The organism is Micromonospora reichwaldensis (assembly GCF_031845925.1).
Taxonomy (GTDB): Bacteria; Actinomycetota; Actinomycetes; order Mycobacteriales; family Micromonosporaceae; genus Micromonospora; species Micromonospora reichwaldensis.
Genome location: NZ_JAVRFL010000064.1, coordinates 1 through 11,905, shown reverse-complemented (window position 1 = coordinate 11,905; position 11,905 = coordinate 1). Strand labels below are relative to the sequence as shown.

General features: G+C 72.8%; 9 protein-coding genes and 2 pseudogenes. 5 read left to right on the top strand and 6 right to left on the bottom strand.

The window, feature by feature from the left end; translation table 11 throughout:
- The 3 genes and pseudogenes from RM555_RS30560 to RM555_RS30550 all read right to left on the bottom strand — a co-directional run.
- A pseudogene (locus RM555_RS30560) lies at positions 1-127 on the bottom strand (aspartate-semialdehyde dehydrogenase); the annotation flags it as partial.
- A gap of 1,526 nt (positions 128-1,653) precedes the next feature.
- The gene (locus tag RM555_RS30555; RefSeq protein ID WP_311414957.1) at positions 1,654-2,715 is read right to left on the bottom strand and encodes an aspartate-semialdehyde dehydrogenase; all 1,062 of its coding nucleotides are present in this window, start codon (positions 2,713-2,715) and stop codon (positions 1,654-1,656) included.
- A 5-nt stretch (positions 2,716-2,720) separates the two neighbouring features.
- Complete coding sequence (locus tag RM555_RS30550; protein WP_121401692.1) at positions 2,721-3,986, bottom strand: aspartate kinase; 1,266 nt, start codon at positions 3,984-3,986, stop codon at positions 2,721-2,723.
- A gap of 224 nt (positions 3,987-4,210) precedes the next feature.
- Between RM555_RS30550 and RM555_RS30545 the strand changes: the two genes are divergently transcribed.
- The 3 genes from RM555_RS30545 to leuA all read left to right on the top strand — a co-directional run bounded on the left by RM555_RS30545 (position 4,211) and on the right by leuA (position 7,674).
- Entirely contained in the window at positions 4,211-5,047 is an 837-nt protein-coding gene (locus RM555_RS30545) for a hypothetical protein (RefSeq protein WP_311414956.1), read from the top strand.
- 85 nt (positions 5,048-5,132) lie between these two features.
- The gene (locus RM555_RS30540; protein WP_311414955.1) at positions 5,133-5,684 is read left to right on the top strand and encodes a nitroreductase family protein; all 552 of its coding nucleotides are present in this window, start codon (positions 5,133-5,135) and stop codon (positions 5,682-5,684) included.
- Positions 5,685-5,922: 238 nt separating this feature from the next.
- Complete coding sequence (leuA, locus tag RM555_RS30535) at positions 5,923-7,674, top strand: 2-isopropylmalate synthase (RefSeq protein ID WP_311414954.1); 1,752 nt, start codon at positions 5,923-5,925, stop codon at positions 7,672-7,674.
- A gap of 118 nt (positions 7,675-7,792) precedes the next feature.
- Here leuA and RM555_RS30530 read toward each other — a convergent pair whose 3' ends face one another.
- Entirely contained in the window at positions 7,793-9,274 is a 1,482-nt protein-coding gene (locus RM555_RS30530; RefSeq protein ID WP_311414953.1) for an MFS transporter, read from the bottom strand.
- Between the two features lie 108 nt (positions 9,275-9,382).
- Between RM555_RS30530 and RM555_RS30525 the strand changes: the two genes are divergently transcribed.
- Both RM555_RS30525 and RM555_RS30520 read left to right on the top strand, forming a co-directional pair.
- On the top strand, positions 9,383-10,048 hold the full coding sequence (locus RM555_RS30525; protein WP_311414952.1) for an HNH endonuclease family protein: 666 nt from the start codon (positions 9,383-9,385) through the stop codon (positions 10,046-10,048).
- On the top strand, positions 10,030-10,485 hold the full coding sequence (locus RM555_RS30520) for a hypothetical protein (RefSeq protein ID WP_311414951.1): 456 nt from the start codon (positions 10,030-10,032) through the stop codon (positions 10,483-10,485). The genes RM555_RS30525 and RM555_RS30520 overlap by 19 nt, the downstream gene beginning before the upstream one ends.
- A 54-nt stretch (positions 10,486-10,539) precedes the next feature.
- On the opposite strand, the gene RM555_RS30515 is transcribed toward RM555_RS30520, so the two are convergent.
- Positions 10,540-11,643: an ABC transporter ATP-binding protein gene (locus RM555_RS30515; RefSeq protein ID WP_311414950.1), complete on the bottom strand. Its 1,104-nt coding sequence runs from the start codon at positions 11,641-11,643 to the stop codon at positions 10,540-10,542.
- Positions 11,640-11,905, bottom strand: a pseudogene (locus RM555_RS30510) (hypothetical protein); the annotation flags it as partial. The pseudogene RM555_RS30510 and the gene RM555_RS30515, both read right to left, overlap by 4 nt.

Below are 11,905 nucleotides of genomic sequence, written 5' to 3'. Positions count from 1 at the left end.
TGCGCAGCTTCATCTCCTCGGACGACCATCCCGCGTCGGCCAGGGAACCCGCCCAGGGCACCACGTTGAGCGCCAGCGGCGCGGGGAACGGGCCCACGTCGTCGCCGACCGCCTGGCGTACGTCGCCCCGGTGGTGCTGGTCCGGGCCTCCCGGGGGAGTCGGTTGTTGCGCACAGCGCGGGCCCGCGACGCGGGCCCGCGTACCGCCCCTGGTTGCAGCCAGTGTCCGGCGGTACCCGACCATCATCGGGCACGGAACCGGCCCAACTGAAGCGCGTGAACCAAGCTGAAACGCCGGGACAGCCGCCGCCGGACACCGTCGTCGTCAATGCGCGGAACCGGTGCGGAAAACCGTACGTACGTCCTGCGCGAACCCGTGCGGCGGCCGGAATTGTCGATCCGCACCGAAAAACAGAAACCCCCCGCTGCAACGAGGGGTTTCCATTTGCGCTTCTCCCGAAATCCGGCCCGGACCAGCAGGCAGCAACTCGGAGGTTTTCCCGATGGAGAAAACCGGTAGCGCTGATCGGCCGACACTGGCGGCCGAGTCGGCTACAGGTTTCCCGATCGGGCGGGATACCTCAACCCACGGAGCCGGACCTGCAACGGGATGAAACACATCGACGCAAGAACATGAGGCAATGCCACACCCCTTCGGCCCTTCGCCCCATTTAAACCTTTTGAAGGTTGATCCACCAGCTCCGTCCGGAGAAAGTTTCATCCCAGCGTGATCACGCGGCGACCGAGCGTCCGATCGACACTCGACCGCATCGACCCCGATGGCCCGAACAGCCCGAACCGGATCCCCCGAACGTGAGGTTTCACGGGGGGACGGCTCAGGATTATTCGACAGTCAGTTGACGGCCCGGCGGGAGCGTCGACGGCCGGGAGTCAAAAGGACATTACCGGCAGGTAGCTCCACCTCGGGGCAACGGCCGATGCCGAACTGGCGACACCTGGAGCATCTGCAATCGATACCGGCGAATGCCGCTTTCTGAGCGCAAACGGCGGGCCGACCGACGCCCCGGAGGCGTACGGCGGGGCGGGGGCGACCGACGGAACCCATCGACGGCCAACGATCGGTCCCGGCGGCCCGCGCTGGCCGGAGCCGGCGAAAAATCCTCCCGCTCCGGCGTGTCGCCGCTGCAACATCGACTGCCGCAGTGCGCGACATGGCGCGTCCACGCGGCGATTCGGGCAGCAACGCGCGTGACTGTCGACATCACGACGCGGGCGCCGAGCGGCGGGCAGACCGGCCGTGGAAATTCCACGATTGGAAATTGCACACTTCGAGATCACAGTTGCTGGCCGACCATTTTCGGCGCCGCCCGGCGCTCTTTCCAGTCGGGGCACGGCGGCTCCGGACGGGCGTGGGCACACCCACGGCAGAGCATCGTCGCACCGCGCGAGCGGAGCCCTGGAACGCCGCGCGGGCAGAGCGCCGTCGCACCGCGCGGCGGCACCTCGGAGCGCCACGCGGGCAGGCCCTCGGCACGCCGCGCCGGCAGCGCCTCGGAGCGCCGGGCGGGCAGGCCCTCGCCACGCCGGGCGGGCAGAGCGTCGTCGCACCACGCGGCAGGGCCACGGAGCGCCACGCGGGCAAACCCTTGCGGCAGGGCCTCGGCACGCCGCCGTGCGACGTGCCGGGTGGCGTCAGCGGGGGGTGAGTTCCTTGGCCAGGAGTTCGGCTATCTGGGCCGTGTTCAGGGCAGCGCCCTTGCGGAGGTTGTCGCCGGTGACGAAGAAGTCCAGGGCGCGGGGGTCGTCGACGGCGCGGCGGATCCGGCCCACCCAGGAGGGGTCGGTGCCGACCGCGTCGATCGGCATCGGGAACTCGCCCGAAGCCGGGTCGTCGACCAGGATCACCCCGGGCGCGTTCCGCAGCACCTCGCGGGCGCCCTCGGCGTCCACCTCGGTGGCGAAGACCGCGTGCACCGCGACGGAGTGGCCGGTCACCACCGGCACCCGTACGCAGGTGGCGGAGACCTTCAGGTCGGGCAGCCCGAGGATCTTGCGCGACTCGTTGCGCAGCTTCATCTCCTCGGACGACCATCCCGCGTCGGCCAGGGAACCCGCCCAGGGCACCACGTTGAGCGCCAGCGGCGCGGGGAACGGGCCCACGTCGTCGCCGACCGCCTGGCGTACGTCGCCGGGGCGGGAGCCGAGCATCCGGTCCCCCGCGATCTTGGTGAGCTGGGCGTGCAGGGTGTCCACGCCGTTCTGGCCGGCACCGGAGGCCGCCTGGTACGAGGCGAGCACCAGTTCGCGCAGCCCGTACTCGCGGTGCAGCGGGGCGATCGCGATGATCATCGCCAGCGTGGTGCAGTTGGCGTTGGCGATGATCCCCTTCGGCCGGTTGCGTACCTGCTCGGGATTGATCTCCGGCACCACCAGCGGGACGTCGCGGTCCATCCGGAAGGCGCCGGAGTTGTCCACCGCGACGGCCCCGCGGCCGACCGCGATCGGGGCCCACCGCGCGGAGACCTCGTCCGGGACGTCGAACATCGCCACGTCGACGCCGTCGAACGCCTCCGGGGTCAGCGCCTGGACGGTCAGCTCCTCGCCCCGGCACCGCAGCCGCCGCCCGACCGAGCGCTCGGAGGCGAGCAGCCGGATCTCGCCCCAGACGTTCTTGCGGCCGCTGAGCAGCTCGCACATCACCGTGCCGACGGCACCGGTCGCCCCGACCACGGCCAGGGTGGGCAGCGGCGACACGGTGGCTACCGTCCCGTCCCCGCGTAGACGACGGCCTCGGTGTCCCCGCCGAGGTCGAAGGCCTCGTGGATGGCGCGCACGGCGGCGTCCAGGTCGGTGTCGCGGCAGACCACGGAGACCCGGATCTCCGAGGTGGAGATCATCTCGATGTTCACCCCGGCCGCGCCGAGGGCGGCGAAGAAGCCGGCCGCGACGCCGGGGTGCGAGCGCATGCCGGCCCCGATCAGCGAGACCTTGCCGACGTGGTCGTCGTAGAGCAGTCCCTTGAACTTGACCGACTCCTGGATCTTGCTCAGGGCGGCCATGGCCGTCGGGCCGTCGGCCTTGGGCAGCGTGAAGGAGATGTCCGTGCGGCCCGTGCCCTCGGTGGAGACGTTCTGCACGATCATGTCGAGGTTGATCTCGGCGCCGGCCACGGTGTCGAAGATCCGCGCGGCGGCGCCCGGCTCGTCGGGCACCCCCACGATCGTGATCTTGGCTTCGCTGCGGTCGTGCGCGACCCCGGTGATCAGTGCCTGCTCCACGGGAAGGTCCTCCATCGATCCGGTGACCATCGTGCCGGTGTTGGTCGAGTATGACGAACGGACGTGGATCGGCAACCCCGCCCGGCGGGCGTACTCCACGCTGCGCAGGTGCAGGATCTTGGCGCCACAGGCGGCCAGCTCCAGCATCTCCTCGTAGGTGATCTGGGTGATGTGCCGCGCGTTCGGCACGATCCGCGGGTCGGCGGTGAAGACGCCGTCCACGTCGGTGTAGATCTCGCAGACGTCCGCGTGCAGCGCGGCGGCGAGCGCCACGGCGGTGGTGTCGGAGCCGCCCCGGCCCAGCGTCGTGACGTCCTTGGTGTCCTGCGAGACGCCCTGGAAACCGGCGACGATGACCACCGCGCCCTCGTCGAGCGCGCCCTTGAGCCGCCCCGGCGTGACGTCGATGATCCGCGCCCGGCCGTGCACCGAGGTGGTGATCACGCCCGCCTGCGAGCCGGTGAACGAGCGGGCCTCGTACCCCAGGTTGTGGATGGCCATGGCGAGCAGCGCCATGGAGATCCGCTCCCCGGCGGTGAGCAGCATGTCCAGCTCGCGGCCCGGCGGCAACGGGCTGACCTGGTTGGCCAGGTCGAGCAGCTCGTCGGTCGTGTCCCCCATGGCGGAGACGACCACGACGACGTCGTCGCCGGCCTTGCGCGCGGCGACGATGCGCTCGGCCACCCGCTTGATCCGCTCCGCGTTGGCGACGGAGGACCCGCCGTACTTCTGCACCACGAGTGCCACGACGGTGCACTCCCTCCCAGCGACGACCCTGAGCGTGCCGACGCCGCCGGATCAGGGCCGGCGGCGCGTGTCAGACGCACCCAGGGTATCGGTCGGGCGACTCGGCCGGGTCAGGTGATCCCACGATCCGGCCCGGCAGCCCGGGGCGGGGTGGTGCGCGACACGCCGGGGCGCCGCGCGTGGCAGGGCCCCCGCGCGTCGTTTCCGGGCCGCAGAATGGCCCCGTGTACGCCCATCTCCGCCCGGCCGGCCCTCCCGCGAAGCCCGCGCGCCCGCCGGTGCGCCCGGCCCGACGCCTGGCCGGTCCGCTCGCGCTCGCCCTGCCCGCGCTCCTCGTCGCCTGCACCGCCGACGAACCGGCCACCCGGCCCACGCCCACCTCGACACCGGTGCCGGCGGGGGTGGACGCGGCGCGCGACGAGCTGGCGGCGCTGGCGGCCGCCGCGCAGGACCGGCACCTGGTCGCCAGCTACACGCTGCGCGCCCCGGAGTCCCCGGACCGGACGATCCTGGTGACCAGCGCGAACGACGGGAGCTGGCGGGTCGACGTGCCGGGCGGCGCGCTCGGCGGGACCGCCGACGTCTCGTTCGCCGCCACCGCCGACGGGCTGTTCCAGTGCGCCCTGCCGTCCGCCACCCGGCCCGAGCCGGCGACCTGCGTCCGCCTCGGCGACCGGGACGAGGCCGTGCCCCGCCGGCTCGACCCCCGGGTGCAGCACGCATTCACCGACTGGCTGGACGTGCTGACCGACCGCCGGGCCCCGCTCGCCGTATCCCCCGCCGAGCCGCCACCCGGCGTGTCCGGCGCCTGCTACTCGGTCGAGACCACCTCGGCGTCGATCAACGCGCCCCTGGACGTGGGGATCTACTGCTACGACGCCGACGGCACGCCCACGGCGGTGCGCACCGCGTCCGGCACGCTGATCCTCGCCGGGACGCCCGCGCCCGCCCCGGCCACCGTGCAGCTGGCCGGGCCGGTGGTCGACGCCGAGCCGCTCGGCACGGCTGCTCCGGATCCGACCACGGAGGCGACCACGAGCCCGAGCGCGGAAACGCCGTGACCGCCCGCGACGTTACGGGTGCCGTTCGCCACATTCGGACATCCCGCCCTTAACCACTGAATCGCCCTTACGGGACACTTGCCTCATGGCCGACCTCACCCCGCTGCTCGCGTTCCGCTGGAGCCCCCGGTCCTTCGACCCGGTGGCGGAGCTGTCCCGCGAGGACGCGTCCGCGCTGCTGGAGGCGGCCCGCTGGGCGCCCTCGGCCGGCAACGCCCAACCGTGGCGGTTCGCGCTCGGGCACCGCGACGACGAGACGTTCAAGCGGATCCTGGTCAACCTGCCGGAGGCCGACCAGCGGTGGGCGCAGCGCGCCGCCGCCCTGCTGCTCGGCGCGCACCGGACCGGACCGGCCGGGCACGCGTACGACCTGGGCCAGGCCGTCGCCCACCTCACCGTGCAGGCCACCGCGCTCGGCCTGCACGTACGCCAACTGCACGACCTCGACCACACCGGCCTGGCCGCCGACCTCGACCTGCCGGCGGACGTACGACCGCACGTGGTGGCGGCCGTCGGGCAGCTCGGCGACCCGCTCAGCCTCCCCGCCGACCTGCTGCGCTCCGAGACCGGCCTGCGCCGCCGACTCCCCCTGGCCGACCTGCTGCTGACCAGCCAGGCTGCGAAGTGCGTCTCATAGTCCGGACCGACCTTCCCGCACCCCGGCCCGCCACGTAGGGTTACCTGGTCATGTGGCGGGCGTACCTTCTCCTTGGTCGCCGCGACGAGGCCTGAAGGCCGGCACCTCGTCGCGGAGTCGAACCGCGCCGTCCAGCACATCCGAAACTTCCCATCGGCAACCGCCCGGGCACCGTCGCCCGGCACCTGGCCGACACCTTCCGATTGCTGACGCCACATGTTCCAGGGAGCACTCCGTCATGGCTCAACCCATCGCCGACGCTGAGACCGACCCGATCGCCCGGCAGCGCCCCAGCCGGATGCCGTACCGCCGCTACCAGCCGTACCACCAGCAGTTCCGGCTCGACCTGCCCGACCGCACCTGGCCGACGCGGCACGTCGAGGCCGCGCCGCGCTGGTGCGCGGTGGACCTGCGCGACGGCAACCAGGCGCTGATCGACCCGATGTCGCCGGAGCGCAAGCGCCGGATGTTCCAGCTGCTCGTGCAGATGGGCTACAAGGAGATCGAGGTCGGCTTCCCCTCGGCCAGCCAGACGGACTACGACTTCGTACGCCAGCTCATCGAGCAGGACCTGATCCCGGAGGACGTCACGATCCAGGTGCTCACCCAGTGCCGGGAGCACCTGATCGACCGCACCTTCGAGTCGCTGCGCGGCGCGCGGCGGGCCATCGTGCACTTCTACAACTCGACCTCCACGCTCCAGCGGCGGGTGGTCTTCGGGCTGGACCGCGACGGCATCGCCGACATCGCCACCCAGGGCGCGCGGCTCTGCCGCAAGTACGCGGAGATCCACACCCCGGACACGGACATCCACTACGAGTACTCGCCCGAGTCCTACACGGGCACGGAGCTGGAGTACGCGCTGGAGGTCTGCGCCAAGGTCATCGAGGTCATCGACCCGACCCCGGACCGCAAGCTGATCGTCAACCTGCCGGCCACCGTCGAGATGGCCATGCCGAACGTCTACGCCGACTCGATCGAGTGGATGCACCGGCACCTGCCCCGGCGGGACAGCCTGGTGCTGAGCCTGCACCCGCACAACGACCGGGGCACGGGCGTCGCCGCCGCCGAGTTGGGGCTGCTGGCCGGCGCGGACCGGGTCGAGGGCTGCCTGTTCGGCAACGGCGAGCGCACCGGCAACGTCGACCTGGTGACGCTGGGGCTGAACCTCTTCTCCCAGGGCGTCGACCCGATGATCGACTTCTCGAACATCGACGAGGTGCGGCGCGCCGTCGAGTACTGCAACCAGCTCCCGGTGCACGAGCGCCACCCGTACGCGGGCGACCTCGTCTACACCGCCTTCTCCGGCTCCCACCAGGACGCGATCAAGAAGGGCTTCGACGCGCTCGCCAAGGACGCGGCGGCGGCCGGCGTGCCGATCGACCAGCACACCTGGGCGGTGCCCTACCTGCCGGTCGACCCGAAGGACCTGGGCCGCACCTACGAGGCGGTCATCCGGGTCAACTCGCAGTCCGGCAAGGGCGGCGTCGCGTACATCATGAAGAGCGAGCACCAGCTCGACCTGCCGCGCCGGCTCCAGATCGAGTTCTCCGGCGTGGTCCAGCAGGTCACCGACCACGACGGCGGCGAGGTCGACCCGGGCACCATGTGGGAGATCTTCGCCACGCACTACCTGCTCGACCACCAGGTCGACCCGGCGCTCGCCCTGGACGGCTACGCCATCGGCACCGCTGAGGGCAAGGTCGAGATCGAGGCCCGCGTCGGCCTGGGCGGGAAGCCCCGCTCGCTGACCGCCGTCGGCAACGGCCCGATCGACGCGTACGTCAACGCGCTCCAGTCGGTGGGCGTGGCGGTACGCGTGCTCGACTACCACGAGCACGCGCTCTCCTCCGGCGGGGACGCGCAGGCCGCCGCGTACGTGGAGTGCGAGGTCGACGGTCGTACGGTCTGGGGCGTCGGCACCGACGCCAACATCGTCACCGCCTCCGTGAAGGCCGTGACGAGCGCCGTCAACCGCGCCCGCGCCTGACCTTCGGGTAAGGAAGGGCCCCCTGCTAACGCATAGTGCATAGCAGGGGGCCCTTCCTAACACCTTGCGCTGCACTCGCCACGTGCCCGCCCAAAGTGTCGAGCGTCCGCCCGAAGCGTTAGGAAGGGGCCCTTCCTCTACCGGAAGCGTTAACAGGGGGCCCTTCCTTACCCCTCGGGCGGTGGATGAGCAGGGCGGCCATCGCCGCCCCGGCCAGCAGCAGGCCGGCGCACCAGAGCATCGCTCCCCGGTACGCGCCGGTCAGCGCGGCCGGCTGCGCGTAGCCGGAGCCGGAGAGCCCGACCAACAGCGGGAGCGCGGCCACCGCCAGCAGGCCGCCCGCCCGGGACGCCGCGTTGTTGAAGCCGCTCGCCACGCCGGCGAACCGGTCGTCGACCGCGGCCAGTACGGAGGCGGTCAGCGGCGCCACCACCAGCGTCAGCCCGATCCCGAAGAGCACCACCCCGGGCAGCACGTCCCGCCAGTACGACGCGTCGGGGCCGACGCCGCGCAGCAGCACCAGCCCCGCGGCGGCGACCACCGGCCCGACGGTCAGCGGCAGCCGCGGCCCGATCCGCGCCGACAGCGCGCCCGCCCGCGCCGAGCCGACCAGCAGCAGCACCGTCATCGGCAGCAGCGCGACCCCGGTGAGCAGCGCCGACCAGCCGACCACGTTCTGCAGGTAGACGGCGAGGAAGAACGTGAAGCCGCCGAGCGCCGCGTACACGAGCACGGTGAAGACGTTCAGCACCGAGAAGAGCCGGCTGCCGAACAGGCCCGTGGGCAGCATCGCGCCGTCCCCCCGGCGCCGCTCGACCAGCACGAAGGCCACCGCACCGACCACGCCCGCCAGCACGGCGACGAGCACCGGCACCGAGTCGAGGCCCCGGACGGGGGCGTCGATCAGCGCGTACGTGACGCCGGCCAGGGCGAGCGCGCCGAGCAGCGCGCCGGCCACGTCGAACCGGCGGCGGTGACGCCCCGGTCCCCCGGTGCGGGACGCGGCCTCGTCCCGGCTCTCCGGCACCCAGCGCAGCGCCGCGAGCACCACGAGCACGGCCAGCGGCAGGTTGAGGAAGAAGATCCACCGCCAGGAGAGCGCGTCGACCAGCCAGCCGCCGAGAAAGGGGCCGAGCGCGGTGGAGACGCCGGAGAGCCCCGACCAGGCGCCGATGGCGCGGCCCCGGTCGTCCGGGTGGAAGCTGGCCTGGAGCACCGACAGCGAGCCGGGGGTGAGCAGCGCGCCCCCGGCGCCCTGGAGGAACCGGGCCGCGATCAGCCACTCGGTGCCCTGGGCCAGGCCGCAGAGCAGCGACGCGAGGGTGAACCAGACCACCCCGAGCAGGAAGACCCGCCGCCGCCCGAAGCGGTCGCCGAGGGCGCCGCCGAGCAGGACGAAGGCGGCCAGCATCAGCAGGTACCCGTTGACCGTCCACTGGAGACCGGCGACGGTCGCGTCCAGGTCCGCACCGAGGCGGGGCAGCGCCACGTTGACCACGGTGGTGTCGAGGAAGACCATGCCGGAGGCGAGGACGGCGGCGAGCAGGGTGCCCCGCCCGTGCGCGGTGCCCAGCCGGAGCGCGGGCGTGGTTTCGGTCATGGCGTCCAATCTGCCCCGCACGATATGAGAGACGCCACGAATCGCCGAAACCCGGCCCGGGTACTGTGCGGGATCGCCGGGAGCCCGCAAGCTGGAGAGGTGTCGTCTGTGCGTACCAGATCAGGACCGCGCGCCGCAGTGACGGCCGCGCTCGCCGCGGCGCTGGCGCTCGGCGCGGCCGGTTGTGCCGCCGTCGATGAGCCGGACGTCGCGCCGAGCAGCGGTGGTAGCGGCGGCAACGCCGCGCAGAAGCTGACCCAACTCACCGTGGCCACCGCCGGGTCGATGAAGGGCTACAGCCGCAGCCGCTTCCCGCACTGGCGGGACACCGGCAAGAACTGCGACGTACGCGACAGCGTGCTGAAACGCGACGGGGAGGACATCAAGCTCTCCGGCTGCAACGTGGTCGGCGGCCGTTGGGAGAGCGTCTACGACGACCGCGCGTTCACCGACCCGTCCGACGTGGACATCGACCACACCGTGCCGCTGGCGAACGCGTGGCGCTCGGGCGCCGACGAGTGGGACGACGCGAAGCGTGGCGAGTTCGCCAACGACCTGGACCGGCCGCAGCTCATCGCGGTTTCCGCGTCCTCCAACCGGGCAAAGGGTGACCAGGACCCGTCCCAGTGGAAGCCGGCGAACCGGTCGTTCTGGTGCCAGTACGCCGACAACTGGGTGACGGTCAAGCACCACTGGCGGCTCACGGTGACCAGCGCCGAGAAGGCCGCCCTGACCGACATGCTGGAGGGCTGCACATGGGCGAGCAAGCCGTGACCGGAGCCGGGGCGACCCCCGCCCCGGAGCAGACGCCGGACGCCACCGGGGAGGACGCGGCGGCGGCCACCGGCAGCGCGCCGGCCGGGCCGACCACGGCCGGCATGACGGCGGACGGCGCGGCCGGCACGACCACCGGTGTGCCGGGGGCCGGGATGGCCGCCGACGCCGAGGGCACGTCGACCGCCGCGCGGGAGCGTACGGCCGACGTCGTGCCCGGCCCGGGCGGGGTGATGACCGACGAGGTCGGGGTGGTGACCGGCGAGCTGACCCTGCGCACCGCGTACGCCGACGGCCAGGTGACGCTGACGGTGCAGTACCGGGACGCCGACGAGTGGTACAGGGTCACCGGCGGCACGGTCGCGCTGGCCGACCCGGCCGGGCTGGACGCGGTGCACGGCATCGCGGTCGCGCTCCTGCACCGCCCGGAGGGCTGACCCGCCGACCGCCCGGACGCGGCCCCTCGACGGGGGCCGCGTCCGCGACGCGGATCAGACGTACGAGCCGGGCTCGTTGGGGGCGGAGACGGTGTGTGGCTCCTCGCCCTCGCCGAGCGGGCGGGTGAGCTGCACGCTGACCTTGTGCGGGCGCAGCTCCCCGCTGGCGATCCGCTCGGCGAAGTGGCAGGCGACCCGGCTGCCGCCGACATCCCGCAGCGCGGGCCGCTCGTCGGCGCAGCGGGTCGGCTGCGCCCACGGGCAGCGGGTGTGGAACCGGCAGCCCGCCGGCGGGTTGGCCGGTGAGGGCAGGTCGCCGGCGAGCAGGATGCGCTCGCGGCGGTCCTCCACGTCCGGATCCGGCACCGGCACCGCCGACATCAGCGCCCGCGTGTACGGGTGCATCGGCTCCGTGTAGAGCCGGTCGCTCGGCGCCTCCTCGACCAGCGCGCCCAGGTACATCACGCCGACGGTGTCGGAGATGTGCCGGACCACCGCGAGGTCGTGCGCGATCACCAGGTAGGTCAGGCCGAGGGTGTCCTGGAGGTCGTCGAGGAGGTTCACCACCTGGGCCTGGATCGACACGTCGAGCGCGGAGACCGGCTCGTCGGCGACGATCAGGTCGGGCCCGAGCACCAGCGCCCGGGCGATGCCGATGCGCTGCCGCTGGCCGCCGGAGAACTCGTGCGGATAGCGGGAGAGCGCCCAGCGGGGCAGGCCGACCTTGTCCAGGGTCTCGCCGATGACCCGGCGCCGCTCGTCCCGGTTGCCGCCGATGCCGTGGGCCTGCAGGCCCTCGGTGAGGATCGACTCGACGTTCTGCCGGGGGTCCAGGCTCGACATCGGGTCCTGGAAGATCATCTGCATGCGGCGGCGCATCGACCGCAGCTTGCCCGCCGGCAGCTTCGTCAGCTCGACACCGTCGAACCGGACCTCGCCGCCGGTGGGCGGGGTGAGCTGGAGCAGCGCCCGCCCCAGCGTCGACTTGCCGCAGCCGGACTCGCCGACCAGGCCGTACGTCTTGCCGCGCGGGATGCTGAGGTCGACGCCGTCGACGGCCTTCACGTGGCCGACAGTCCGGTCGAGGATCACCCCCCGGCGGATCGGGAAGTGCACCTTCAGGTCGCGGACCTCGACGAGGAATTCGCTCTCGGTCACGGCTTCTCCTCCTCGCGCGGGGCGGGCACCTGACCCGCGGTCGCCTCCGCCGGGGCGGTGCTGGTGGCGGCCGGCGCCTCCGCCGGGGCGGTGCTGGTGGCGGCCGGCGCCTCCGCCGGGGCGGTGCTGGTGGCGGCCGGCGCCTCCGCAGGCGCAGTGCTGGTGGCAGCCGGCGCCTCCGCAGGCGCAGTGCTGGTGGCAGCCGGCGCCTCCGCAGGCGCAGTGCTGGTGGCAGCCGGCGCCTCCGCAGGCGCAGTGCTGG